The following is a 25,379-nucleotide window of genomic DNA, read 5'->3' on the forward strand; positions in this document are numbered from 1 at the left end:
AAAGACACAAACAAACAGCAGAAATTGCGCGCGCGCAATTTAACCATTGACAAAACAAAGCATAAACGGCATTTATGCCGTTTTTTTATTTACATCAATAGGTTTAGCATGGTATTGGTGTATGATATTGAAAATCATACACCATATCCTACACCTGCACCAGCCAGGGTTTTTGGCATATCATACACCGCAAAAAAAATATCATACACCTTGATATTTCAGGCACAGCCAAAGGAATTTTGAAAAGGTGTATGATATTGATGTTTTTAAACTCGCTGGAAAAATATTAAAAAGGAAAATGGTTTTAAAAAGTGTCATATCATACACCAGTCGAAGAAAATGCTGACTCTTCCTTGGTTATCAAGGTGTATGATATTTTTTCGTATCATACACCCGAAAAAATAATCTTGCACCAGCCTGAAATAATAAGGTGTATGATATGGTGTATGATTTTTCATATCATACACCAATAACTGATTAACGCCAAAATGACAACGGCTGTTAATTATCAAAATCTACATCGCAATCATGTCGTTCTTTGTTCTTCTCTCGTATCATTCGCATACGTTCCACCGCTTCCAATTCATCAATACTATTACCTTCCTCGTGCTGTTCTCTCGCCATATCATTATAGTGTTTCAATTTGTCCGCATTGTGATGTTTATCATTCATGATAATGAAACCTCATTAAATACAAATGGTTAATATTGTGCGGTGAAATTTTCCCCGTATTACATTAACTGGCTGCCTTCTTACAACAAGAAAATTGCTGGTTTTTCACTGGTCATATGGGGGTGTGGGGGTGGATACCCCCGCATAGATTATATCCATTAAAAGAAGTGATAGCGCCGTTTTTGCTTTTGATTTTAGTCCCACAGGGCGAGCGTGCGTTTTTTTGAGATGCGCAGCATTGAGAAAAAATGCGGAAGTGAGCCATTGGGGGATTCTCCCCCTCTGGACGCCCCCATACAGTAAATAAAATGGTATAATATGCTATTATATTAGAATATGGCTATTTATCATTTTCACTCGAAAGCAATAACAAGAAAAGAAACCGAAGGTAAAACTGCGGTAGCTGCTGCTGCTTATCGTAATGCGGAAAGATATAAGGGTGTTGATGATATAGTTGTTAATTACAAGCGCAAACAATCAAACGGTAATGAGTTGATTTATCCACGTCACGTAAAGAACAGAATAACGGCAGAAGAATTATGGCGTTCAGCAGATGCGGCAGAGTTAAAGTTAGACGGCACTTTTAAAAAGGTGTCACGTTCAGCGCGTGAATTCGAATTTTCGTTAATGCAAGAATTAACGCCAATACAAAACAAAGCAGCGGCACGTGATTTTGCACGTCAATTTAGTGAAAAATATGGCGTTGCATGCAATATTGCATTCCATCAATTAGAAAACAAAAATCCGCATTGTCACATGATGTTTACTGTTAGAAAGATTGAAGCTAACGGGACATTAAGCGATAAAATACGAGAAATTGATAATATCAATATGATGTTAGAAGCTCGTAAAAAATGGGCTGAAATCGCCAATAAACATCTTATGTATGCGGGTTTTGACATTACCATTAGTGAAAAATCATATAAAGACCAAGGCATAGAGCACGAACCGACCAAACACATCAATAATAAAAAGCTGAAACGTGCAGAAAGAAAAGGTATCGAGTTGCCCGAAACCATACGTAATGCAGCGTTAATGCGTATGCGTTCATCGAATGATGACCAATACCAGGCACAAGATGATGACGTAAAAAAAAATGGATCTGATGATGTTGTCGACGACAGCACACATCAATCAACAGCCGTTTCTATGCCCGTAGAAGCGTTTGAAGAGTTCCAGCCTGCGCCTACCCTATCGCCAGCTCAAAAGCTTCGCTATGAAGGTTTAAACGGGCAAGAATTGGCACAAAGGGCGGCGGAAGATGTTGCACTGTTGAAGATGAAACAGAAGCTTGATGATGACTTACGGGCGATTGATGATTACCGAAATCGGCTCAAAAAACTTCATGAAGAAATCAAACACGGCAAAGGCGCAAAAGTAGAAAGAAAGATTTTTGGCATTTTTACCATCTATGTATCCAAATACAAAAACGCTGACATTGAAGCACTAAAACAGGAATACATCGAAGGTAAGAGAGCGTTTGAAGAAAAGAAACATGCCTATGAGCGACGCATGCGAGCAAGTGGTATTGCTATTTTAGGTGAACATATCAAGTATGTTGAAGAAAACATTGATTACATCCGTTCTGTAACAAATGAAAAAATGATCCGCGAGTTTACGAAAGCCTACATTGACGGATTAGATAACAACTCAAACGGTAGTGATTTTGTGTATGTTCCGAAAACCAATCAGGGCAATACAGTAACGCCATCCAATGACCATAACTATAACCATACATACAACCCTGATGACCTTGATGATGCGGACGGAACAAACGGGCCACGGTAATATAAAGCACCGTGTGGTCATGGTGCTTTATGCTTATTCATTGTGTTTTGTTGGTTTAGCTTTTGATTTTTAACTGATTCCCTAATGGTATTAATTGTTTTATTTATTGAGTCGCTAATACAAATATAAGGCGGTGCCAAATCGAAAAAATTCTTATCACCTATGATATATTTATACGCCACCACCTCCTGATTGTTCATTGATTTTATTTCCATCCTTCCAAATAATTCACCACAACTACTTCTCGGCATTGATAGCTTAAAATATTTGGCGGTTTTCTCATTTTTTTCTCTCGATATTTCTCTGGCGACGATAGAAATATTATCATCATTTCCATCTCCCTCTGATTTGAACGATTTTCTATTGATTTCAAAGAATTCACCACTAACTGCTTGCCCAATAGTGCTCCAGCCAGAATCATCTGCATAGATGTTTCCCGATAAAATAAATACCAAAACCAATAATGATGATTTTTTATAAAAATTACACATATCACACCTCTGAATTTATTATCATAAAAAAGAAATTGATGTGCAAATTTATATGTCGATTAAAAACTATTTCATCAAATAAAATGTCCATAGTAATGTGTTGCGGTGAATTTTTCCCCGCTTTTTATTTGTTATGAACCAATAATTTATATGCGCAGAAAGTTTCCCCGTATAATACTTCCACCCCAAGTCAAATAGATATATATTAAAAGCAATGGGGTGTAATATGGGAAAATATATAGATGATAGGGGTAAGGCCAAAATTGAAATGATGAAAAAAATACATTACGCGATTGAATCATGCACTGAATTAAAACGAATAGAAAATGATGATGGTTATAATGTATATATTGCAAATAACGAAAAATCAATAATTGGCATAAGAGAAAAAATAATGGGTATTTACGAATCCTATAAAGAACACAACTTCGACATTAGCAAATGTATTCCATATATATCAACGGATAAATACAAGTATTTAACACTAACATCAAAGCCTTGCATTAAAAGCCTAACATGTAAAGCAGGACATACAATGTTAGGGGATTATAATGTTGAATACAAAAGAGATGACTTAAAAGTAATGGCAGAAAATCTAGAAATGGACCCGCTTTTTGAAAAAGGTTATGATAAAGATCATGACACAAATACTGTTATCGTAAAAAGTAATGTTAAGCTATACTTCGTCACAGGAATACATAAATATTTTTGTGCGTCTGATGGTAAGAAAAACGTAAGGTTCAGAACATGGGCAATATTACTTGGAGAACCAAAAATACAAAAAGCTAATGAACGTAAGAAAAAAGATTCAATAATAAATAAATATGATTTTGCCTTAAGCGTCTCACGTCGCACATCAGCAAAGTTTTATCATGGAATAGTAATGAGTGATATAAATGAACATAAAGAAGAGATAGAAATTTACATCGATTAGATATGATTTAATAGTGATACCCAAAAAGAAACGCCCAAGAGCTGTCCTGGGCGTTTTTTGTTTGGGTGTCCAGCAAGCGGAGCGCGGTAGCAATGAGATTTTACAAATATGAAAATTTGGTGTATGCTAGGAAAATATTAAATGTGGATATTGATATTTTTAGGGGCTCAAATTGAAAATATTTAATACATTTTTGGCAATTTATTTGGCCATTTTTACTTCTTCCACATATGGATCATCTGAGTGGATTACTATTTTTAGAAACAAAGAATCTAAAATTAACATAGACATGAAAAGCAATTCATTTGTAAGAAGTTCAATCAGTTCGGGCGCGATTAATTTGTCAATATTATTAAGAGTAGTAGATAACGGGAATATATTTTTTAAAAAAGCAATGGTTTCGCGTGATGATTGTAATGTTGGTTATGGAGCTGTTTGGTTAGAATCAATTGACAACAAAGAAATGCCACATTCTTCGTCTTTTGTTCTTAACGGTGGAAATGGCTATGCTAGAATGGCTGATATTTTATGCGCACTTGATAAAAAAATGCTTTAATATTTTTGTAAGTTGCATTTTACTTTTTAGTGTCAAAAATACAGCATGAAGTTATGACAGTAATGTCATAACGGATGAACCCAATCAGCGGTAAGTGGTTGATTTTGTTGGATGTGGTTCCGGAGTTTTGATTCCCGCCGCCTCCACCACCGGATTCTAGCAATATCAAGCACTTAGCCAAAAAAGCCCTGCACTCGCGGGGCTTTTTTTTGGGCTTTTTGAGGCTGCTTGGTCAGCATTTTGGTCAGTTTTTTTTACTGGCAGCACAAACACCATAAAACCCCACCACAGGAACACTCTCACCCAGGCCAACCTTTCCTCTGGCGCCTACCCGCACACCAACGGCCCTTTCACTACCGTAGAGTCACCCCCTCTTCTATCCGTCAGATGCACGGCACAAGGCCTGCTGTCCGTGTTTCGCTACGCACCCGTGCCCCCAAAGCGGCGCTTGCACTGGCATGGGTACGTGGTGCCTGGCTACCACCGGAAATCCTCACGATAAAAAGGATTTTTAGCAAAATTGATGGCAAACGCACCAAATCCGCACGATCAAGAGGATTAGTTGCCAAACGCGCCCAGCCAGCGCAAAATCCTCACAAACATGAGGATTTATCATGAAGATACCTATCGACAATGCAGCAGCCATTGGCAAGATAGTGCGCGCCAGCCGCAAGGCACAGAAGATCCGCCAGGACGATGCCGCTGGCAGCATTGGCGTCAGCGAGAATTTTCTTGGCAAGATCGAGCGCGGCGGCGAAACGGTGCAGTGGGGCAAGCTGTTTCAGGTACTGGAGGGGCTGGGCATTCGCGTGACGGTGGACGTCCCCGAAAGCGTAGCCGCCTACCTGCAGGACGCGGCCAACCATAAGGACAAGCCATGAACGGGCGGTCTTTGTGCGCATCAATCAATCACACCACGGTGGGCACCTTGCAAGAAGTGGCCGGGCTGTGGAGCTTTCAGTACGCGCCCGACTGGCTGCGCACGCCAACGTGCTTCGCGCTTAGCCCGCACTTGCCACTGCAGGCTGAACCCTTGCTGGATGGCGCCAGCCAGCGCCCGGTGCAGTGGTATTTCGATAACCTGCTGCCGGAAGAAGGGCAACGCTTGCTGCTGGCAGGCGACGCCCGGCTGGATGCGGCCGACGCCTTCGGCCTGCTGGCCTGGTACGGCGCAGAATCGGCCGGGTCGGTTACCTTGCTGCCCCCCGATGCCGCGCCGCAAAGCGCAGAACCATTGCGGCCGCTGCCGGACGAGGCACTGCAAGCCCGCATTCGCCAGTTACCCAGGGCGCCGCTAACGCAGGCTGCCATCAAACGCATGTCGCTGGCCGGCGCGCAGCACAAGCTGGCGGTGGTGCTGCAGGATGGCGCCTTGTTTGAACCGGCAGGCGCCACGCCCTCTACCCATATCCTGAAGCCCGACCACCCGGACGAGGACTACCCTCATTCCGTCATCAACGAATGGTTCGTGATGTGCCTGGCCAAACGCCTGGGGCTGGACGTGCCCGACGTGCATCGGCGCTACGTGCCGTCGCCGGTTTACCTGATAAACCGCTTTGACCGCACGCCAGGCAGCCACGGCTGGCAACGCCGGCACGTGATAGACGCCTGCCAGCTGCTGGGGCTGGACCGCAGCTTCAAATACAGCCAGGGCAGCCTGCACAACCTGGCCGCACTGGCCAACGCCTGCCGCAGCCCGGCGGTAGCGCGGCCCCGGCTGTTTGGCTGGCTGGTGTTCAACCTGCTGGTGGGCAATAGCGACGCCCACCTGAAAAACCTGAGCTTTCTGGTATCGCACGAAGGCGTGCAGCTGGCGCCGTTCTACGACCTGCTGAGCGTTGCCAGCTACGACACCGCCGCCTTCGACAAAAGCGGGTGGCCGGCACACACGCAACTGGCGTGGCCACTGCTGGGCGAGCGACATTTTTCGGCCATCAGCCACAGCTTGCTACTGGAGGCCGGCGCGGTGTTGAACCTGGCCAAAGGCACCGCCGAGCGGCTGCTGGAAAACCTGCGCAGACGTGCCGTGCAGCAGGCAGAAGCGCTGTACGCCGAGGTAGAAGCCGACAACGCCCGCCTGCTCCAGGCGCGCCCCGAGTTGGCCGCCACGCTGGCAGGCGAGGCACGTTGCCTGCGCACCCTGCTGCACACTGTTATCAGGGAGATGGCGCAGCAGCTGGCCTGAGCCAGAGCGTTGCCGGTAGCTGGCCGGGCGCCGCACCCAACCAGCATGGCGGAGCGCTGCGGCGGCCAACCCCTACGCCTACTCGCTTGCATCCGCCCACACGCAGGGCTGCCAGTGACTACCTGCTGCCCGACTACCACCACCACTGCAGCAGGCCGTGTGCCAGCGCCCGGTTTCGATATAGGATAAGCGGGTAAACGCGACCACCCGCCACCAGACCATCATGCCCCTGCTGCTCGACCTGCTCCTCCAGCCGCTGCAAGCCCTGTGGCGCAAGCACCGCGACGCCTGGAACAATCCCTACCCGCTTATTCGGCCCTGCGACGAAACGGGCGACGAAACGGGCGACGAACCGTTCGAAGATCGCATTTGTTACCAGTACGGACGCAACCCGCCCCGCTTCCCGCGCTTTCGCCCCACGGTGTCACGCAACGCCGCCATCCGCGCCGCTTTTGTCAGCCGTGGGCACGGCCTGCGCAGCACACGCCGGCTGGCCCCTGGCAGCGCCTGCCTGCTGAACGACGGGCAGCAGCTGTACCTGGGCAACGACGCAGCAGCCACGCAACGCAGCGACGACCAGGTTGGCCGCAACAGCAGCGCTGGCGGCAACAGCAGCCACTAGCCGCACCAGCGCACTGGCGTGCCGCCGTGGTTGGCCGCTAAAACAAAACACCCCAGACAGCCGGTAGCGGTCGGGGGTGTTGTCCATGGCAGGCAGCCGTGGCCTGGTGTCGCCCGGCACCCTGCCCGGCGGTGCGGCCTGCGCTAGCCCTGCGCCAGCAGCGCGCTGGCCAGCTGGCCTTGCGTATCGCGGCTGGCCGCCAGCCGCTGCCGTAGTTGGCCGCACAGCGCGCGCAGCGCTTCGACACGGGCGACGATGCGGGATTGTTCGGCGAGGGGGGGAATTCCTAATACGGCTTCAAGGAGAATTTTCTGATTCAAGTTAGTCATAGTTGTACCAACTGACTCACCTTGCAAATATCTCCTGAATGATTGCTCTTGAAATATAAGGCCAATATATTCTCGACTAATTTTGCCGTTCAATTTAACAAAGAAGCTACCTGTGCCGCACAGCCATCCATCTTCTGTATTTGTTACAAGTGCATAGCGACCAACCTCCCCACGTCTAGCGAGAACAACGTCCCCTGCTGACAAACGATATACTTTTAATTTTTCCGCAAATTCGACCGTTAGCGTTATCGAATAATCCGGAATAATTTTCCCATCCACCATGTGTGATGGATTAATCAAGGGAACACCATCATTTATATAGTCTTCTTTATGCAGGACTGAGCCAAATGGCCCAGTGCACAACTCATCAAAGTAATCTGCGCATCTCACCCACTCCCACCCCTCCGGCAAATCAAATGGTTTTTCCTCGTCGCTAATGGCCGGTAGCGGTTTGTCTTTCTTGATTTTACCTTCGGCAATCAGGCGGTCTTTTTCGGCGCGGATTTGTTTCAGCAATTCGCTGGCCGGTTCGTCGGCCGGGTCTTGCGGCACCAGCAGGCCGCGCACCGCCAGTTGCAGAATGGTTTGTTCCAACGCATCCACCGCTTGCGGTCGGTCCAGCACCAGATCAAAGCTTGCGGCCAACCTGGCCCAGTTTTCCTGCAGCTGGTGCGCCGATTCGCTGGCGACGAGCGCGTCGAACAGCGTGGCGGTAAGGCGGGCGTGCTGCTCGGCTTGCAGTTGGCCGCGCATTTCCAGCGCATCACACAGCGCCATCAACTCCTCGACCTTGGTGACGATGCGGGATTGTTCGGCGAGGGGGGGTATCGGGAATAAACAATTCTTCAGCTGAGTCATATTGATAGATGCCAAGTTTGTTGTCTGCTTTGCCGAAGAAGCAAAATATGCTCTCGCATCATTCGAATTTAAAAACAACTCTGCCCAATGAAAATTCCAGTCTGAAAATATGGCGCGCACTTTAAAAACATGATTCTGGTGCAAGCAGATTGGCAATTCCCCTCCCCAGACGCAAGTCCTACCAACCTTATCCCAGTCGCCACCTTCAGTAATTAGCAAATCACCCTTTTTCAAGGAGAATCTGTCAAGCTCAGACTTGTCGACAACTATTTCTTTGACCTCATCAAGCACCAACTTCCAGCGCTGAACGTTTGCCACACGCAAATACGGAAGCAATACTGGGTCTGTCATGGCTGTTTTCCTGCCCAATGTGACACCGCTTGAAATATGAGCCACATCACCGAATTTCACCCACTCCCACCCTACCGGCAACGCAAACGGCTTTTCGTCGTCGCCAATCGCCGGCAGCGGTTTGTCCTTTTTGATTTTCCCTTCGGCAATCAGCCGCTCTTTCTCGGCACGGATTTGTTTCAGCAGCTCGCTAGCCGGCTCATCATTCGGGTCTTGCGGCACCAGCTTGCCCTGCACGGCCAGGCTCAAAATCAGCTCGCGCAGGCGCTTGATGCCGTCCGGCGCGGTGGCCAGCAGGTTGAAGCCTTCGGTCAACTTCATGCCTTGGCCTCCGTGTCTGCCGACGGGCCGGCCAGTGCGGCGGCGAGGATGGCTTTCAGCTGGTCGCGCAAGGCTTGTGCGTCGGCCTGCAGCGCCTGGTACTGCGCCAGTAGCTCGTCCGGGTCGTGGCTGACGGTTTCGCCGACGTGCGGGTTTTTCTGGTCCAGATTGAAGCCCTTGGCGCGAATGTCGTCGATGCTCACTTTCCAGGCGAATTCGTTCTCCACGCGGCTGGCATAGCCGTCCGCATCGCTGCCCCACCAGGCTTTTTCGGCGTCGAATTCGTCGATGCGTATCGGCTTGGTTTTGCTGTAGCTCTTGTAGCCGGCCGGGTACGGGTGCTCGTAGTACCAGATGTCTTTAGTGGGCTGACCTTTGGTAAAGAACAGCAGATTGGTTTTGATGCCGGTGTACGGCGCAAACACGCCGTTGGGCAAGCGCACGATGGTATGCAGGTTGCACTCGGTGAGCAGCTTTTCCTTGATGCGCGTTTTGACGCCTTCGCCAAACAGCGTGCCGTCGGGCAGCACCACGGCGGCGCGGCCGTTTTGCTTGAGCAGCTCCACCATCAGCACCAGAAACAGGTCGGCGGTTTCCTTGGTGCGCACATCGGCGGGGAAGTTGGCCTCGATGCCCGGCTCTTCGGTGCCGCCAAACGGCGGGTTGCTGAGGATGACGTCCACCATGTCGCGCGGGCCGTAGCTCACCAGCGGGCGCGCCAGCGTGTTGTCGTGGCGGATCTGGTTGGGTACCTCGATGCCGTGCAGCAGCATATTGGTAATGCACAGCAGGTGCGGCAGCTGCTTTTTTTCCACGCCGTGGATGGCCCGCTGCAGCAGGGCCTGGTCGCCCACCGTCTTTACCTGCTGGCGCAGGTGCTCCAGCGCGCAGGCCAGAAAGCCGCCGGTGCCGCAGGCCGGGTCCAGCACCGCTTCGCCCAGCTGCGGGTTGACCCTATCCACCATGAACTGTGTCACCGCGCGCGGGGTGTAGAACTCACCGGCGTTGCCCGCGCTTTGCAGGTCTTTGAGGATTTTTTCGTACAGGTCGTTGAACTGGTGGCGGTCTTGCTGGCTGTTGAAGTCGATTTCGTTGATCTTGTTGATGACCTGACGCAGCAGCTGGCCGGACTTCATGTAGTTGAAGGCATCTTCGAACACCGCCTGTACCACCTCGGCACGCGGGTTGGTGGCGGTATACAGGTCTTTCAGCTCGGCAAACAGCTGGTTGTTGACGAAGTTCAGCAAGGCGTCGCCGGTAATGCCTTCGGCGTCGGCCGCCCAGTTGCGCCAGCGGTAGGCTTGCGGGATGGGCGAGACGTAGTCATCGCGCATCATCTCAATCTGTGTTTCCTGGTCGTCGAAAATCTTGAGGAACAGCAGCCAGGAAAGCTGCGAAATACGCTGGGCATCGCCGTCAATGCCGGCATCCTGGCGCATGATGTCCTGAATGGATTTGATGAGGGTGGTGCTGATGGTCATGAACGTCTCGGAAAGCTGGTCGGTACTAGGGGTGCCAGGTTGGCCGCAAGGCGGCGCAGCCCGCGCCGCGGGTGCAGCTGCGGCGGCTGGCCCCGCGTGTGAGTTGGCATTTTAAGGCAAGTACGGCGGTGGTGCCGGCTTTTACAAGCACGGCAGCGCCGGTGGCGTGGGGGCTATTGGTACAGGGCTTGTTCCAACTCGCGCACGGCGTGACGGTACTGCGGCTTGCCGCCAAACGCGTTGATCAGCTCTACCACGGTGCCCAGCGCGGCAAAGTCGGGGGTAAACAGCACTTCGGTATTTTCGACATTAGCGATGCCTTCATCGGCGTATTTGTCCAGCAGCTTTTCCAGCACGCGGCGGGCGGTACCGCTGTGGCGGGCGAAGTAGTCTTTTTTCTTTACCTGCTCGGCACGCTCGCGGCGGGTAAGCGGCTTCTGGCCGAAGGCGATATGGCAGATCAGGTCGAACGGGTCCAGGTCTTTGCCTACTTCTTTGGCCAGCTCGTCAAAAAACACGCCCAGCGATTCCAGCTCGTCAACGATGGCCTGCTTTTTGTCGGCGTCGCTCCAGCTTTGCAGGAAGTCGTCCAGCGAGGCAAAACGCTGGTTCAGCTGGATGCGGGTGTAGTCCTTCAGCGATTCGGTCATCAGCTTGCCGTCGCTGCCCATGTACTGCACGCGCTCGTTCACCACGTACACCGGCACGTCGTTGATGACGTACTTGACGCGCCCGCCACCGCCCTGCCCGCCGTGGGCATCGCCCGCGTCGCCGGCATCATCACTGGCACCCGGCATGGGCGCAGCGTCGCCTTCCGGCGGCAGTGCGGGGTCTTCGGGTGGGGTAATAGACTCCCCACCACTCGGTTCGTAGATAACAGTCGGCTCTCCGTCAAACGCCGGGTCGGCAAAGTTTTCGGTGGCTTTTTTGAAGTCCAGAATGGTGAACCACAGCTTGCCGTAGTCTTCGTTGATACGGGTGCCGCGGCCGATGATCTGCTTGAACTCGGTCATGCTGTTGATGGTGCGGTCCAGCACCACCAGCTTGCAGGTTTGCGCATCCACGCCGGTGGTCATCAGCCGGCTGGTGGTGGCAATCACCGGGTAGGCGCGCTTGGGATCGATGAAGTTGTCCAGCTCCAGTTTGCCTTCGGTATTGTCGCCGGTTATCTGCACCACGTACTTGGGGTTGGCCGCCGCCAGGTCGCTATTGGCATTCAGCAGTGCTTGCCGCATACGGCTGGCGTGGTCGATGTCCTCGCAGAACACGATGGTCTTGTTCATGCGGCCGGTGGCGTGCAGCAGCTCGGTTATGCGCCGGGCGACGGCCTCGTCGCGCTGGGTCAGCACCAGCGCCTTGTTCATGTCTTTCTGGTTGTAGATGCGGTCTTCAACGATCTGACCCTTGGCATCCACCTTACCCACGGGCGGGCGCCAGCCCAGGTCTTTGTCCAGATCGACACGGATGACCTTGTACGGGGCCAGGAAGCCGTCTTCGATGCCTTGCTTGAGCGAGTAGGTGTAGACCGGCTCGCCAAAGTAGGTGATGTTGGAAACGTCTGCCGTTTCTTTCGGGGTGGCGGTAAGGCCCAGGTGCACGGCGCTGCCGAAGTAGTCGAGAATGTCACGCCAGGCCGAGTCTTCGGCGGCGCTGCCACGGTGGCATTCGTCGATGACTACCAGGTCGAAAAAGTCGGGGCTGAACTGCTTGTAGATATTGCGCTCTTCTTCGCTGCCGGTAACGGCCTGATACAGCGACAGGTAAATCTCGTAGGATTTATCTACCTTCTTGGTGGCGGCATTCACGCCCAGCGCCACCATCTCGGTGCTGGCCTGCCCCGAGGCATCCACTTTTTCCACGCCTTTCTGATTGACGCTGAGCTTGGCCATGGCGCCTTTGAAGGGCTTGAAATCGCCCACCATGGTTTGGTCAACCAGAATGTTGCGGTCGGCCAGAAACAGGATGCGTTTGGCCGTGCCGGACTTCCACAGCCGCCAGATGATCTGGAACGCGGTAAAGGTTTTGCCGGTGCCGGTGGCCATCACCAGCAGCACGCGCTTTTGGCCTTTGATCACGGCCTCTACCGAACGGTTGATGGCATTGACCTGGTAGTAACGTGCGGTGCGGCCGGAGTGATAATCCTGCGCGTACAGCGCTGCCTGCGTGCTGGCAATGCCTTTCCAGGCAAGGTAACGCTGCCACAGCGCGTCTGGCGACGGAAACTCGGCCAAGGTGATTTCGCGTTCCAGTACACCATCAGCCAGAGTCTTGTCGTGGAAGACAAAGCCGTCGCCATTACTGGAAAAGGCAAACGGCACATCCAGCATGTCGGCGTACTTCAGCGCCTGCTGGATGCCATCGCGCACCGAGTGTTTGTTGTCCTTGGCTTCGATCACCGCCAGCGGCAGGCCAGGCTTGAAGTACAGCACGTAGTCGGCGCGCAGCACCGTCTTGCGGTCTCGCACCCCCTTGTTGCCGCGCACCAGCACGCGCCCGGCGGTAAGACCTACCTCTTCGCGCATCTGGCGCTGGGTATCCCAACCTGCGGCTTCCACGGCGGGGGTGATGAATTTGGTGCAAATATCCCGTTCAGACAGCTTTTTCTTATCCATGACCGAAACCTGACGCTGGCGTAGTACGGGCAATTATATCCGCTTGTGCTGAACAAACCCGCGATGGACGGTTTTTATATGCCACGGATAAGGAAAGGCATGCCGCAGTTTACTGATCCACCCCCACACCCGGTATCTGCCGCAGCCAGATCACGCCGCCCGGCAGTGTGGTTTTGCAGAAATCGCCTACGCGGCGCTCGGGCGGGCAGACATGCGGGTCGTCCAGCTTGCTGCCCAGCAACACCCAGGCTAGCAGTATGGTCGATGCTGCTACCACAAAGTACAGCAAATGTACCGGCTTCATAGCCCCTCCGTCTTTCATGACCCAGCATCATAGCAAGCAAATGTCATTGACCATGACATGAGGGCGGAGTTTCTGCAGAACAATGAAATCAGCATTTTGCACGATCGCCGCAAAGCGCGTTTTGCCCATTCGCACCGCGCCCCAGAAAGACAGTGCGGCCAACCCATGGCTTACAGGTTGGCCGCAACGGGCACGTGGCAAGCCGGCATGAAGCCGGCGTGGCCTGGCGCTTAGCGCGCTTCGCCCGCCTTGATGATCTTCATGGTGTTGGTGTGGCCCATCATGCCTACGGTGTCGCCGATGGTCACTACCAGCACGTCGCCCTGCTCTACGCGGCCGCGTTCCAGCAGTTTGCGCTCGGCGGCGGCCAGCAGTTTTTTCTGGTCGGTAGCGGCGGGCAGCAGCATGGGGAACACGTCGCGGTACATGGCCAGGCGGCGGTAGGTGCGGATGTCGGGTGTTAGCGCGTAGATGGGCACGCCGCAATTCACGCGGCTGATCCACAGCGCGGTGGAGCCGGTCTGTGTAAGCGACACCAGCGCGCGCACCGGCAGGTGGTTGGCGGTAAACAGCGCGGCCATGGCGATGGATTGGTCTACGCGGCTGAATTCGCGATTGAGGAAGGTGCGCTCCAGCTGGTAGTCGCTGGAGTTTTCCGCCTCCATGCACACGCGCGACATGGACTCGACCGTTTCTACCGGGAACTGGCCGGCAGCGGTTTCGGCCGACAGCATCACCGCGTCGGTGCCGTCCAGTACGGCGTTGGCCACGTCGGATACCTCGGCGCGGGTGGGCACCGGGCTGCTGATCATCGATTCCATCATCTGGGTGGCGGTGATGGTGAGCTTATTGCGCTCGCGGGCGGCGCGGATCATGCGTTTTTGCAGCGCCGGCACGGCGGCGTCACCCACTTCTACGGCCAGGTCGCCACGGGCCACCATGATGCCGTCGGCGGAGTTGATCAGGTCATCCAGGTTGGTGATGGCTTCGCAGCGTTCGATCTTGGCAATGATGCGCGCCTGACAGCCGGCGGCGTTGATCAGCGTGCGCGCCATGTACAGGTCGGCGCTGCTCTTGGGGAAGGACACCGCCACGTAGTCGGCTTCCAGCTGCGCGGCTACCTTGATGTCGTCGATATCCTTGGCGGTCAGCGCCGGGGCAGACAGGCCGCCGCCCTGACGGTTGATGCCTTTGTTATTGGATAGCACGCCGCCCACTTTTACCTTGGTGTGGATCTGGCTGCCCAGTACTTTTTCCACTACCAGCACGATGCGGCCATCGTCCAGCAGCAACACGGCGCCCGGCTCCACGTCGCCCGGCAGCTCTTTGTAGTCCAGCCCTACACGGCCGTCGTCACCCAGCGTGCATTCGGCGTCCAGGATAAAGGGCTGGCCGTTGGTGAGCGTGGTCTTGCCGTTGGCAAACTTGCCGACGCGGATTTTGGGACCCTGCAGGTCTACCATGATGGCCACCGGCACACCCAGCTTGTCGGCGGTACTGCGCACCAGGGTGGCGCGGTCGATATGGTCTTGCGCGCTGCCGTGCGAGAAATTGAGGCGCACCACGTTTACACCGGCCTGTAACAGGCGCTCCAGTGTGTCGGGGTCGCTGGAAGCCGGGCCGAGGGTGGCGACGATTTTGGTACGACGGGTCATGGTGTGGTCTCCTTGGGTTCTGCCTGCATTATGGTACGAAACGCGCGTGTACTAAATTGATTACAGTTAAAGCAGCCCTGCGCTGGATTCATGCTGCATTGGCCGCAAAAACCGCCACCGCCAGCCCCTTGCCCCCGCCTTGCGGCCAACCCTGGCCACCCCTGCGTAATACGCGCACTACCTGCGCACCAAACAAAAGGCACGCCGCAGCGTGCCTTGCTGTTTAAAGCCAACCCCTTACACCAGCGACAAGCCGCCTACTACCAGTACCGCGGCCAGTACCAGTACCACCAGCGCCAGCCAGCCCGGCGCAAAGCGCAGCGGTTTGACCTCGCCTGCCAGCGTTTTGCTGCCGGTAATCATAGGCGGTACCAGGTTCACGTTTTTCAACTTGCGGTAAGCCACAATCGCCAGCACGTGTACACCCACCAGGCCCAGCAGCACGTTGAACCAGATTTCGTGCCACTCGGTTACCTGCTCGGCCAGGCCGCTATCGATAAGCTTGGCCAGCGGGCCGTCGAAGGTGTAGCTGTCCACGTCGGCGGCAAACAGGCCCAGGCCCAGCTGCACCAGCAGCGCGCCCAACAGCGCCACCACCATCAGGCCGCCCAGCGGGTTGTGGCCCGGCTGCTGGTTTTCGGTCACCTCGCCGCGCAGGTAGGCTTTTACCTGACAGGGCTTGAAGAAGTCGCTGAAGCGCGCGCTCTGGCTACCCACCACACCCCACAACAGGCGGAACACCACCAGCACCAGCATCGCCACGCCCAGCTTGGTGTGGATTTGCAGCTGGCCGTTTTCGGCCGATGCCCACATACCCGCAAACATGGCCAGCAGCACCCAGTGAAACAGGCGTGTCGGCAGGTCCCATACTTTTACCTTGTTACTCATTTACCCTCTCCCTTTCTTAGCGGCCGTTGACGGCCATCCTCATGCAACAGGGATGTTAACCCTATTGCCGTATCAAGTGCTGAAGCAATCCTTAACAAATATTGGCCGCCATGTGCCAGCGCAGCAAAACGGCAAAATCGGGTAAACTTGGCGTTTTGCTGTGGGGCCCTGCGCCCCGACCCTTTCAGGAGAACAATACAGATGTCCCAAGCCTCCCTTATCCAGGATCTGCAAGCACGCGGTCTGATTGCACAACAAACCGATGCGGCTGCCCTCGAAGAACTGCTGGCCAAGGAAAGCGTGACCCTGTATTGCGGCTTCGACCCTACCGCCGACAGCCTGCACCTGGGCCACCTGGTACCGGTGCTGGTGCTCAAGCGCTTCCAGCAAGCCGGCCACAAGCCGATTGCACTGGTAGGCGGCGCCACCGGCATGATCGGCGACCCCAGCTTCAAGGCCACCGAGCGCAAGCTGAACACCCCGGACGTGATTGCCAGCTGGGTAGAAAAAATCCGCGGCCAGGTATCGCCGTTCCTGAGCTTTGACGGTGACAACGCCGCCATCATGGCCAACAACTACGACTGGTTTGGCGGCATGGGCGCGCTGGAGTTCCTGCGCGACATCGGCAAGCATTTCTCCGTGAACCAGATGATCAAGAAGGAATCGGTTCAGCAGCGTATCAACCGCGAAGACCAGGGCATCAGCTACACCGAATTCAGCTACAGCCTGCTGCAAGGCTACGACTTTGCCGAGCTGTACCGCCGCCACGGCTGCCAGCTGCAGATTGGCGGCTCCGACCAGTGGGGCAATATCACCGCCGGTACCGACCTGACCCGCCGCATCCACCAGCAGCAGGTGTATGGCCTGACGCTGCCGCTGGTGACCAAAGCCGACGGCACCAAGTTCGGCAAGACCGAAGGCGGCGCGGTATGGCTGGACGCCAGCAAGACCAGCCCGTACGCGTTCTACCAGTTCTGGCTGAACACTGCCGACGCCGACGTGTACAAGTTCCTGCGCTACTTTACCTTCCTGTCCATCGACGAGATCAACGCCATCGAAGAGCAGGACAAAGCCAGCGGCACCAAGCCGCAGGCGCAGCGCATCCTGGCCGAGCAAGCCACTGCGCTGGTACACGGCCAGGCCGCGGTAGACGCAGCACAGCGCATCAGCGCCAGCCTGTTTAGCGGCAGCGTCACCGACCTCACCGCGTCCGACCTGGCACAGCTGGCGCAGGACGGCATGCCCAGCGTGCAGATCGAGCGGGCACAAGCCGGCCTGATCGACGCCCTGGTCGCCGGTGGCCTGGCCAAGTCCAAGTCCGAAGCGCGCACCTTTATCCAGAGCGGCGCGGTGAGCATCAACGGCAACAAGATCGAGGCGCTGGATTACCAGGTCGCCGATAGCGACCGCCTGTTTGGCCAGTACAGCCTGCTGAAACGCGGCAAGAAAAACCACACGCTGATCAGCTGGATCTAAGCGCTACCATACTGCGCTGACAGCACAACAAAACACTCGGCCGCGCGCCGGGTGTTCTGTCGTCGGGCGGCACAAAAGCACTGCGGCCAACCCTGGCTGGCAAGGTTGGCCGCATGGTTCTGCCCGCGGGTATCAGGACACGCGCAGGTCGGTGTCGCCATTGGCGTCCGGCACGCTGCTGTAGCGCAGCAGGCCAGGCGTAGTGGCAGGCAGCGCCTCGGCTACCGGCTTGCCGGCCAGCAGCGCCAGCGCCGGCGCCACCACGGCAGCGCGCAAGGCGTCTTCGCTATTGAGCGCCGCCAGCTCCAGGGTGTAGGTCCATTCCGGGCCGAAGCTGCTATCGCTTTCTTCCCACCACAGCAGGCTATCGCCCTGCTGCTGCCACGGCTGCCACAGGCTGGCAGGGAAGCCGACGTAGGCATCGTATTCAAAGGCAAACTCGCAAGCCCAGTGCGCCACGTGCAGTACCGGCGCGCACGGCTGGCCGTCGGCACGCTGCGGCAGGCCGTCGCCAGACAGGCTGATCTGGTAATTGAGCCAGCCGCCAATGAACTCTTTCTTTTTCTTGTTGCGCACCAGCAGGCCAAAGCTGCTGGACAGTGCGCTGCGCTCGCCTTGCTGTTGCTGCTGCGAATGCAGCTGTTCGGCAATTTTGCGGCACAGGCCGCTGGCGGTGATGGCCTCGGCCAGCAGGGTGTCCAGGGTTTGCTGCAGGTTTTTGGCGTGGCGCCAAGGCTCGTTGCCGGTAGTCATGCGGTGTAGCTTTCGTGTTCGTTGGGCGGGGCGGAGGGTGCCCGCTGGCAAGCGCGCAGTCTAGCACAGGCGACAGGTGGCCACGGCGGGCAAAAAAAGAGGGCTACCCGTCCAAAGGCAGCCCCGCATCCCATCCAGGTCCAGGTCCATCCAGCAGAAGCGATTTGCTGTTGGGGCCAGATTATCGAAACACGGTTACGGCGTGATGACAGGCAAGAGGCTCAACACCACCTTGCCCAGGTTGCGGTTGTCTTCCACGTAGCGGTGGGCATCGGCCACCGCCGCCAGCGGGTAGACGCTATCCAGCGTGACGCGGGCACGGCCGTCGGCCAGCGCGGGTAGCACCTCGGCCCCCAGCGCCGCGGCCAACCTGGCTTTCACCGCCTCCGGCTGGCTGCGCAGCGTGGAACCCAGCAAGCGCAGCCGCTTGACCAACAGCAGGCCCAGGTTCAGCGTGGCGCTGCTGCCGCCCATGATGCCGATTACCACCAGACGGCCGTCCGGCTTCAGCACCGCGATATTGTCGTCAAACAGCGCGGCACCTACCGGGTCCAGCACCACGTCTACCCCGCCTTGCGCTTTAAGGTTGGCCGCAAAGCCGGCTTGGCGGCTATCGATGACCTCGTCTGCCCCCAGGCTGCGGCAAAACTGGCGCTTTTCCTCGCTACCGGCGCTGGCTACCACGCGGGCGCCCAGCAGGCTGGCCAGCTGGATGGCAGCCGCGCCCACCCCGCTGGCACCGGCGTGGATCAGTACCGTTTCGCCCGGCTGCAGCGCGGCAATCTCTACCAGGTTAAACCACGCCGTCATCCACGCTTCGGGCAGGCTGGCGGCCTCGGCCCAGCTCATCAGGTCCGGCTTGGGCAAGGCGGCGCTGCTATCGATCAACGCGTACTCGGCGTAGCCGCCGCCGGACACCAGGCCAAACACCGCATCGCCTTCCTGAAAACGCGATGGGCCGTTAACGGCATCGACAATACCGGCGATTTCCAGCCCCAGCACCGGCGACGCCCCCTTGGGCGGCGGGTAATGGCCTTCGCGCTGCACGATGTCGGCGCGGTTGATACCCGCCGCCAGCACGCGCACGCGCAGCTGGCCGGGCGCCGGCTGCGGCTTTTCGGCAAAGGCGATTTCCAGTGTATCTGCGCCGCCCGGCGCGCTTTGTGTAACCAGCTGCATGGACATGATTGACCCTCGGCAAAACAAGTAGCATCTCTTGCACTACAATAGCACGCCATGAACCCGACCTGCTTTCACTGCAGCCTGCCCATCCCCGCGGGGCAGGCTTTTCCCATCCGCTATCGCGAACGTACCGAACAAGCCTGCTGCGCCGGCTGCCAGGCGGTAGCGCAGACCATTATCGACAGCGGCCTGGCCGACTACTACGAACACCGCACCGCCGAGCAGCGCCAGGCAGAGCCGGTACCGGCCGAGCTGCTGCAGCAGATGCAGCTATACGATAACGAAGCGCTGCAACACAGCTTTGTGCACGTGGAAGACGAACACATCCGCGAAGCCTCGCTGATGCTGGAAGGCATTACCTGCGCTGCCTGCGTGTGGTTGAACGAACACCATGTACGCAAGCTGCCGGGCGTGCTGTCGGTAGACATCAACTACGCCACCCACCGTGCCCGCGTGCGCTGGGACGTGCGCCAGCTCAAGCTCAGCCAGATTCTGGAAGCCATCAGCGCCATCGGCTACCGTGCCCACCCCTACGACGCCTCGCGCCAGGAAGCGCTGCACCAGAAAGAGCGCAAAACCGCGCTGAACCGGCTGTGGGTGGCCGGCCTGTCCATGATGCAGGTAATGATGTACGCCTACCCGGTGTACATGGCACCAGACGGCGAAATCGAAAGCCAGTGGCTGTGGATGCTGCACTGGTCCAGCTTTGTGCTCACGCTGCCGGTGGTGCTGTACTCGGCCATACCGTTTTACCGCGGCACCTGGCGCGACCTGAAGCGCGGCCGCGTCGGCATGGATACGCCGGTGACCATCGGCATTCTGACTGCCTTTCTGGCCAGCCTGTGGGCGCTGCTGAACAAGATAGAGCACGGCGTGTACTTCGACTCGGTATCGATGTTCATCTTCCTGCTGCTGGGCGGGCGTTACCTGGAAAGCATGGCGCGGCGCAAAACCGGCGAGGCCACCGAAAAACTGGTGAAGCTCATCCCCGCCTTTGCCCACGCGGTACCGGGTTGGCCGCAAGACCAGGCCCAGCAGGAGGTAGCCGTCAGCCAGCTGGCGGTAGGCGACGTGGTGCTGGTAAAGCCGGGCGAAACCATCCCCTGCGACGGCGACATCCTGGAAGGCCACAGCAGCGTGGACGAAGCACTGCTCACTGGCGAAAGCACGCCGATTACCAAACAGGCGGGCGACAGCGTGATTGCCGGCAGCGTGAACCAGGCCAGCCCGCTGCTGCTGCGCCTTAGCCGTACCGGCAGCGACACCCGCCTGGCCGGCATTGTGCGGCTGATGGACCAGGCGCTGGCGGAAAAACCGCGCCTGGCCGAGCTGGCGGACCGCTACGCCGTGTGGTTTGTCACCGTACTGCTGCTGGCCGCCGCCGCCACCTATATCGGCTGGAGCCTGGCCGGTAGCCAGGAACACGCGCTATGGGTAACGGTGGCGGTACTGGTGGTGTCCTGCCCGTGCGCACTGTCGCTGGCCACGCCGGCGGCACTCACCGCCGCCACCGGCCACATGGCGCAGCTGGGCATTCTTACCACCCGTGGCCACGCGCTGGAAACGCTGGCGCGCATCAGCGACGTGGTATTCGACAAGACCGGCACCCTCACCCACGGCCGTATGCAGCTGCTGGCCAGCCATGGCTTTAGCCACCCGAACGCTGGGCAAGCGCTGGCCATCGCCGCCGCGCTGGAGCAAGGCTCCGAGCACCCTATCGCCCGCGCCCTGCTGCACGCGACCGCAGACAGCGCACTGCCCGCGTGCGGCCAACGTAGCAACCAGCCCGGCCAGGGTGTGGAGGCCGACATCACCGGCCAGCGCTGGCGTCTGGGCCGCCCGGCTTTTGTGGCAGGGCTAAGCGGCAGCTTCAGCCTGCCGGACGAGCTACCGGCCAGCGCCACCATCATCGCGCTGGGCGATGCGCGTGGCGTGGCCGCTGTGTTTGCCATTGGTGACCAGGTGCGCGACGACAGCGCGGCGCTAATCCGCGCCCTGCAAGCACGCGGCCTGCGAGTGCATTTGCTGTCCGGCGACGCCGACAAGGCGGTGGCCAGCCTGGCGTCACAACTGCACATTGCCGATTACCGTGCCGCTGCCACGCCGGAAGACAAGCTGGCCTACGTGAGCCAGCTGCAGCAAGGCGGTGCACGCGTCCTGATGGTGGGCGACGGTGTAAACGACGCACCGGTACTGGCCCGCGCCGACGTATCGCTGGCCATGGGTGGCGGTACCGACGTAGCACGCGCCAGCGGCGACATGGTACTGATGGGCGACGAGCTGGGCCGCCTGCCGCAGGCACTGGGCCTGGCGGCGCGCAGCATGCACATCATCCGCCAGAACCTGGCGTGGGCCGCGTTGTACAATCTGGTGGCGCTGCCACTGGCCATGGCCGGCTGGGTCACGCCCTGGCTCGCCAGCCTGGGCATGGCGCTCAGCTCGCTGCTGGTAGTAAGCAATGCCCTGCGCCTGACCAAACGGAGTAAGTAATGGAAAGCCTGTACCTGTTGATACCCATGAGCATCGTGCTGGTGTTCTTTATCGGCCTGCTGTTCTGGTGGTCTACCCGCTCCGGCCAGTTTGACGACCTGGAAGGCCCGGCCCACCGCATCCTGATGGACGACGACGACAGCCAGCGCGACAGCCCCAAGCAGCCTGACTAGGGCCTGTTGACGCTATTTTTGCTGCGGCGGCGCTTGTCAGGCGGCGGCAATGCGCGAAAAACCGGGTGCAGCAGGGCAATCCCTGCCAGCACGGTTTGACAAAGCAGTGCCCCGCATGGCGCGCGCCCCGAAGGGCAGGCCCGATAAGCTTCCCACTGCGGCGTTGTCAGGCTTGCGCTGGGAACCACCCAGCGCATCGCCCTCCGCCTGGCATTGGAAAACTTCTCGAGCCTGCGCCACAGCAAGAAATAGTGTTAACAGGCCCTAACCCGCCTGCGGGCAGGTGAACGGTGCATTGGCGGGTACACCGGCCATGGGCTGGCCGGCGACAAAGGGCAGCTGTACGACAAAGCAGGCACCGTGCGTGCTGGCCTGCAGCCGGATGTGCCCACCGTGCGCCTGGGCGATGCGGCGGCAAATCGCCAGCCCCAGCCCCGCGTGGCCGCTATCCTGCCCCAGGCTACCCTGCTCGAACGCTGCAAATATCCGCTCTGCTTCCGTGGCAGGCACCCCGGGGCCTTGGTCACACACCGTCAGTTGCAGGCACGTCGCCAAGCGGTCTATCTGCAGCTCGACCACCCCGCCCTGCGGTGAAAAACGGATGGCATTGCCCAGTAGCTGCCCCAGCAGCTGCATCAGGCTGCCATGATCGCCAACCAGGCGAGCCAAGGGGTGGCTGCTGACTTGCACCTGCAAGCCGCGCTGCTGCCATGCCGGCTCCTGCTGGCTGACGCAGTCTTCTACCAGCTGGCGCATATTCAGGCTTTGCCAGTGAAACGGCCGCCGCCCGGCATCCAGCGCGGCCAGGTCGATCAAGCCGTTCAGCTGGTAGGCCAGGCGCTGGCCGTTCTCGCTGATGGCCGACAGGTGAGCGGCCACGCGCTGGGTATCGCCACGCGCCAGTTTCAGCCTGGCCATCTCGGCAAAATTCAGTATGCCGTGCAATGGGGTAAGCAGCTCGTGCGAGACATTGGCCAGCAAGCGGTTTTTGGCCTGGCAGGCATGCTCGGCTGCCAGCTTGGCGTCGATCAGCGCCAGCGCCTGCTCGGCCAGCGACTGCCCCATATCGGCCTGCCCCTGGCGCAGCGCGGCCTGGAGCAGCTGGCTATCCGATACATCGCGCCCGGTACCGCGGTAACCGGCCAGCTGCCCGGCGGCGTCGTACCAGGGCAAGGCACTGAGCGAGATATGGCGCTGCACGCCATCGGGGCAGTCCAGCAAAAACACCTGGTTGCGAAAAGGCTGCCCCGCCGCAAACAGCGTGGCCAAACGGCTATGGCTATCCGGCGAGCCCTGCACCGCCTGCAGCGCAGACCAGTGCAAGCCGTGCAGTGATGCCGGGGCAAACCCCAGCAAGGGCTGCAGCGCCGCGGAACAGCGCACGATGCGGCCAGCGGCGTCCAGCTCCCAGAACCAGTCGCTGGCAATGGTCAAGAAATCCTGCAGCACCTGCCGCTGCTGCGCTGCGGCCAACTGCATGCCACGCATGCGCTGCCGTAAGCGCATCATGGCCAAGAGCAGGCCAAGGCAACAGAGTGACAAGCCAACAAGCGCAAGAACAGACATAGCCAGAGCCTTTTCAGAGCGTAACCGGCAGGCTGACGCTGCCCATACAAAACATTTCGATATTATGCCACGCGGCTATCACATATAAATACCAAGGCGGCCCGACGTACACCATTTTGGGCAACGCCTTTTGCCGCCGGGCACAAGACCCGGATTAATCATTAACAATCAATAGCTTACGCAAACCCTACCGCAAAAGCAGGGTGGGCCGCATTGCCGACACCATTGGCAGAGGTAAGCCAGGGCTCGATATGCACGCTTGATACAGCGTAAAATGGCAGCCATTCCGACTTGACGGCCCGCCAGCCATTAAACTGCACATGAAAATACTGATTCTGGGCTGCGGCCAGGTTGGCGCCAGCGTCGCCGAAAACCTGGTAGATGAAGGCAACGACATCACCGTGGTCGACCAGGACGCCAACCTGCTGAAATTGCTGCAGGCCAAGCTGGATATCCGTACCGTGGCCGGCAACGCCGCCCTGCCCGGCATACTGCGCCAGGCCGGTGCCGACGAGGCCGAAATGCTGCTGGCGCTGACCCGCAGCGACGAAACCAACCTGCTGGCCTGCGCGCTGGCGCAGCGCCATTTCAACATCCCCACCCGTATCGCCCGTATCCGCGCCACCGACTACGTGGATGGCGACCTGCCGGTACTGGAACAGTTTGGCGTGGAGCACGCTATCTGTCCAGAGCAGATCGTTACCCAGAACCTGAAGCGCCTGCTGCAGTACCCGCGCGCGCTGCAGGTAATCGACTTTGCCGAAGGCAGCGCGCAGCTGGTGGTATCGCGTGCGCAGCAAGGCGGCAAGCTGCTGGGCAAGCCGCTGCGCCAGCTGCGCGAAGACATGCCGGACACCGACTGCCGTATCTGCGCCATCTACCGCGATGACAGACTGGTACAGCCCGACGGCAGCACGGTGATACAGGAAGGTGACGAGGTGTTTTTTGTGGCTGCCCGCGCCGACATCCCCACCATGCTGGCCGAGCTGCGCCCCAGCGAAAAGGCCGTGAAACGGGTGATGATTGCCGGTGGCGGCAATATCGGCTACCGCCTGGCGCGGCAACTGGCCGACGACTACGAAGTCAAGATCATCGAATACCGCGCCGAGCGCGCGCGCTGGCTGGCGGAAAACCTGCCCGGCGTACTGGTACTGCACGGCGAGGCCACCGACGAGGCGCTGCTGGAAGAAGAAAACATCGACGAGATGGACGCGTTCTGCGCGCTGACCAACGACGACGAAGACAACCTGATGTCCACGCTGCTGGCCAAGCGCATGGGTGCCCGCCGTGTCATTGCGCTGGTGAACCGCGCCAGCTACGTGGACCTGCTGGAAGGCAACCGCATCGACATCGTCATTTCGCCTTATCTGTCTACCATCGGCTCGATTCTGGCGCACCTGCGCCGCGGCGACGTGGTAGCGGCCCACCCGGTACGCCGTGGCCGCGCCGAGGTGCTGGAGGTGATCATCCACGGCGACAGCCACAGCTCGCGCATGGTTGGCCGCCGCATCGATGCGCTGGACCTGCCGCGCGGCTGCAGCATCAGTGCCATCATCCGCGACGGCCAGGTGCTGATGGCGCACCACGACACCCTGCTGCAAGCCGAAGACCACCTGATCATCTTCGTGCACGGCCGCCACCGCGTGAAACAGATCGAAAAACTGACACAAGTGAAACTGGGGTTCTTCTGAG

21 protein-coding genes are annotated in these 25,379 nt (G+C 57.4%); 10 read left to right on the forward strand and 11 right to left on the reverse strand.

The window, feature by feature from the left end; all coding sequences use genetic code 11:
* Positions 1-501 precede the first annotated feature (501 nt).
* The gene (locus PQU95_RS10260) at positions 502-672 is read right to left on the reverse strand and encodes a hypothetical protein (protein ID WP_272751908.1); all 171 of its coding nucleotides are present in this window, start codon (positions 670-672) and stop codon (positions 502-504) included.
* Between the two features lie 336 nt (positions 673-1,008).
* Here PQU95_RS10260 and PQU95_RS10265 point away from each other — a divergent pair, with 336 nt between their 5' ends.
* Positions 1,009-2,460, forward strand: coding sequence for a MobA/MobL family protein (locus PQU95_RS10265; RefSeq protein WP_272751909.1), 1,452 nt, complete (start codon positions 1,009-1,011; stop codon positions 2,458-2,460).
* A gap of 17 nt (positions 2,461-2,477) precedes the next feature.
* Here the strand turns inward: PQU95_RS10265 and PQU95_RS10270 are convergent, their stop codons facing one another.
* Positions 2,478-2,951, reverse strand: a complete 474-nt coding sequence (locus PQU95_RS10270; RefSeq protein ID WP_272751910.1) for a hypothetical protein — start codon at positions 2,949-2,951, stop codon at positions 2,478-2,480.
* 226 nt (positions 2,952-3,177) lie between these two features.
* On the opposite strand from PQU95_RS10270, the gene PQU95_RS10275 reads away from it, so the two are divergent.
* The 5 genes from PQU95_RS10275 to PQU95_RS10295 all read left to right on the forward strand — a co-directional run bounded on the left by PQU95_RS10275 (position 3,178) and on the right by PQU95_RS10295 (position 7,248).
* Positions 3,178-3,885: a hypothetical protein gene (locus PQU95_RS10275; protein WP_272751911.1), complete on the forward strand. Its 708-nt coding sequence runs from the start codon at positions 3,178-3,180 to the stop codon at positions 3,883-3,885.
* A 172-nt stretch (positions 3,886-4,057) separates the two neighbouring features.
* Positions 4,058-4,441, forward strand: a complete 384-nt coding sequence (locus PQU95_RS10280; RefSeq protein WP_272751912.1) for a hypothetical protein — start codon at positions 4,058-4,060, stop codon at positions 4,439-4,441.
* A 614-nt stretch (positions 4,442-5,055) separates the two neighbouring features.
* Positions 5,056-5,322 carry a helix-turn-helix domain-containing protein gene (locus PQU95_RS10285; protein ID WP_272751913.1) on the forward strand — a complete coding sequence of 89 codons (267 nt, stop codon included), beginning with the start codon at positions 5,056-5,058 and terminating at the stop codon, positions 5,320-5,322.
* Positions 5,319-6,626 (forward strand): HipA domain-containing protein, encoded by a 1,308-nt coding sequence (locus tag PQU95_RS10290; protein ID WP_272751914.1) that lies wholly within the window; start codon positions 5,319-5,321, stop codon positions 6,624-6,626. Before PQU95_RS10285 ends, PQU95_RS10290 begins: the two co-directional genes overlap by 4 nt.
* A gap of 223 nt (positions 6,627-6,849) precedes the next feature.
* Positions 6,850-7,248, forward strand: a complete 399-nt coding sequence (locus PQU95_RS10295; protein ID WP_272751915.1) for a hypothetical protein — start codon at positions 6,850-6,852, stop codon at positions 7,246-7,248.
* A gap of 143 nt (positions 7,249-7,391) precedes the next feature.
* Here the strand turns inward: PQU95_RS10295 and PQU95_RS10300 are convergent, their stop codons facing one another.
* The 6 genes from PQU95_RS10300 to PQU95_RS10325 all read right to left on the reverse strand — a co-directional run bounded on the left by PQU95_RS10300 (position 7,392) and on the right by PQU95_RS10325 (position 16,047).
* Entirely contained in the window at positions 7,392-9,107 is a 1,716-nt protein-coding gene (locus tag PQU95_RS10300; RefSeq protein WP_272751916.1) for a restriction endonuclease subunit S, read from the reverse strand.
* On the reverse strand, positions 9,104-10,588 hold the full coding sequence (locus tag PQU95_RS10305) for a type I restriction-modification system subunit M (RefSeq protein ID WP_272751918.1): 1,485 nt from the start codon (positions 10,586-10,588) through the stop codon (positions 9,104-9,106). The genes PQU95_RS10300 and PQU95_RS10305 overlap by 4 nt, the downstream gene beginning before the upstream one ends.
* 173 nt (positions 10,589-10,761) lie before the next feature.
* Complete coding sequence (hsdR, locus tag PQU95_RS10310; RefSeq protein ID WP_272751919.1) at positions 10,762-13,200, reverse strand: EcoAI/FtnUII family type I restriction enzme subunit R; 2,439 nt, start codon at positions 13,198-13,200, stop codon at positions 10,762-10,764.
* Between the two features lie 109 nt (positions 13,201-13,309).
* Entirely contained in the window at positions 13,310-13,504 is a 195-nt protein-coding gene (locus PQU95_RS10315; protein WP_272751920.1) for a hypothetical protein, read from the reverse strand.
* Between the two features lie 230 nt (positions 13,505-13,734).
* Positions 13,735-15,159, reverse strand: coding sequence for a pyruvate kinase (gene pyk, locus PQU95_RS10320; protein WP_272751921.1), 1,425 nt, complete (start codon positions 15,157-15,159; stop codon positions 13,735-13,737).
* Between the two features lie 237 nt (positions 15,160-15,396).
* Positions 15,397-16,047: a cytochrome b/b6 domain-containing protein gene (locus tag PQU95_RS10325; protein WP_272751922.1), complete on the reverse strand. Its 651-nt coding sequence runs from the start codon at positions 16,045-16,047 to the stop codon at positions 15,397-15,399.
* Positions 16,048-16,248: 201 nt separating this feature from the next.
* Here PQU95_RS10325 and tyrS point away from each other — a divergent pair, with 201 nt between their 5' ends.
* Entirely contained in the window at positions 16,249-17,523 is a 1,275-nt protein-coding gene (gene tyrS, locus PQU95_RS10330) for a tyrosine--tRNA ligase (protein WP_272751923.1), read from the forward strand.
* Between the two features lie 132 nt (positions 17,524-17,655).
* Here tyrS and PQU95_RS10335 read toward each other — a convergent pair whose 3' ends face one another.
* Complete coding sequence (locus PQU95_RS10335; RefSeq protein ID WP_272751924.1) at positions 17,656-18,276, reverse strand: hypothetical protein; 621 nt, start codon at positions 18,274-18,276, stop codon at positions 17,656-17,658.
* Positions 18,277-18,471: 195 nt separating this feature from the next.
* Entirely contained in the window at positions 18,472-19,461 is a 990-nt protein-coding gene (locus tag PQU95_RS10340) for an NAD(P)H-quinone oxidoreductase (protein ID WP_272751925.1), read from the reverse strand.
* A 51-nt stretch (positions 19,462-19,512) separates the two neighbouring features.
* Here PQU95_RS10340 and PQU95_RS10345 point away from each other — a divergent pair, with 51 nt between their 5' ends.
* A complete protein-coding gene (locus PQU95_RS10345; RefSeq protein ID WP_272751926.1) occupies positions 19,513-21,948 on the forward strand; it encodes a heavy metal translocating P-type ATPase in 2,436 nt (811 codons plus the stop codon).
* On the forward strand, positions 21,948-22,121 hold the full coding sequence (ccoS, locus tag PQU95_RS10350) for a cbb3-type cytochrome oxidase assembly protein CcoS (protein WP_272751927.1): 174 nt from the start codon (positions 21,948-21,950) through the stop codon (positions 22,119-22,121). Before PQU95_RS10345 ends, ccoS begins: the two co-directional genes overlap by 1 nt.
* A 264-nt stretch (positions 22,122-22,385) precedes the next feature.
* Here ccoS and PQU95_RS10355 read toward each other — a convergent pair whose 3' ends face one another.
* Positions 22,386-23,630 (reverse strand): PAS domain-containing sensor histidine kinase, encoded by a 1,245-nt coding sequence (locus tag PQU95_RS10355; RefSeq protein ID WP_272751928.1) that lies wholly within the window; start codon positions 23,628-23,630, stop codon positions 22,386-22,388.
* Positions 23,631-24,007: 377 nt separating this feature from the next.
* Here PQU95_RS10355 and trkA point away from each other — a divergent pair, with 377 nt between their 5' ends.
* The gene (gene trkA / locus PQU95_RS10360) at positions 24,008-25,378 is read left to right on the forward strand and encodes a Trk system potassium transporter TrkA (protein ID WP_272751929.1); all 1,371 of its coding nucleotides are present in this window, start codon (positions 24,008-24,010) and stop codon (positions 25,376-25,378) included.
* Position 25,379: the final 1 nt, after the last annotated feature.

Origin of the sequence: Vogesella aquatica (genome assembly GCF_028548455.1) — a bacterium.
Lineage (GTDB): Bacteria > Pseudomonadota > Gammaproteobacteria > Burkholderiales > Chromobacteriaceae > Vogesella > Vogesella aquatica.

Coding starts and splice junctions, on each gene's coding strand:
- tyrS (WP_272751923.1), top strand. CDS start 16,249: ATGTCCCAAGCCTCCCTTATCCAGGATCTGCAAGCACGCGGTCTGATT.
- PQU95_RS10300 (WP_272751916.1), bottom strand. CDS start 9,107: ATGAAGTTGACCGAAGGCTTCAACCTGCTGGCCACCGCGCCGGACGGC.
- trkA (WP_272751929.1), top strand. CDS start 24,008: ATGAAAATACTGATTCTGGGCTGCGGCCAGGTTGGCGCCAGCGTCGCC.
- ccoS (WP_272751927.1), top strand. CDS start 21,948: ATGGAAAGCCTGTACCTGTTGATACCCATGAGCATCGTGCTGGTGTTC.
- PQU95_RS10305 (WP_272751918.1), bottom strand. CDS start 10,588: ATGACCATCAGCACCACCCTCATCAAATCCATTCAGGACATCATGCGC.
- hsdR (WP_272751919.1), bottom strand. CDS start 13,200: ATGGATAAGAAAAAGCTGTCTGAACGGGATATTTGCACCAAATTCATC.
- PQU95_RS10340 (WP_272751925.1), bottom strand. CDS start 19,461: ATGTCCATGCAGCTGGTTACACAAAGCGCGCCGGGCGGCGCAGATACA.
- PQU95_RS10325 (WP_272751922.1), bottom strand. CDS start 16,047: ATGAGTAACAAGGTAAAAGTATGGGACCTGCCGACACGCCTGTTTCAC.
- PQU95_RS10275 (WP_272751911.1), top strand. CDS start 3,178: ATGGGAAAATATATAGATGATAGGGGTAAGGCCAAAATTGAAATGATG.
- PQU95_RS10290 (WP_272751914.1), top strand. CDS start 5,319: ATGAACGGGCGGTCTTTGTGCGCATCAATCAATCACACCACGGTGGGC.
- PQU95_RS10270 (WP_272751910.1), bottom strand. CDS start 2,951: ATGTGTAATTTTTATAAAAAATCATCATTATTGGTTTTGGTATTTATT.
- PQU95_RS10315 (WP_272751920.1), bottom strand. CDS start 13,504: ATGAAGCCGGTACATTTGCTGTACTTTGTGGTAGCAGCATCGACCATA.
- PQU95_RS10345 (WP_272751926.1), top strand. CDS start 19,513: ATGAACCCGACCTGCTTTCACTGCAGCCTGCCCATCCCCGCGGGGCAG.
- PQU95_RS10355 (WP_272751928.1), bottom strand. CDS start 23,630: ATGATGCGCTTACGGCAGCGCATGCGTGGCATGCAGTTGGCCGCAGCG.
- PQU95_RS10335 (WP_272751924.1), bottom strand. CDS start 18,276: ATGACTACCGGCAACGAGCCTTGGCGCCACGCCAAAAACCTGCAGCAA.
- PQU95_RS10260 (WP_272751908.1), bottom strand. CDS start 672: ATGAATGATAAACATCACAATGCGGACAAATTGAAACACTATAATGAT.
- pyk (WP_272751921.1), bottom strand. CDS start 15,159: ATGACCCGTCGTACCAAAATCGTCGCCACCCTCGGCCCGGCTTCCAGC.
- PQU95_RS10265 (WP_272751909.1), top strand. CDS start 1,009: ATGGCTATTTATCATTTTCACTCGAAAGCAATAACAAGAAAAGAAACC.
- PQU95_RS10285 (WP_272751913.1), top strand. CDS start 5,056: ATGAAGATACCTATCGACAATGCAGCAGCCATTGGCAAGATAGTGCGC.
- PQU95_RS10295 (WP_272751915.1), top strand. CDS start 6,850: ATGCCCCTGCTGCTCGACCTGCTCCTCCAGCCGCTGCAAGCCCTGTGG.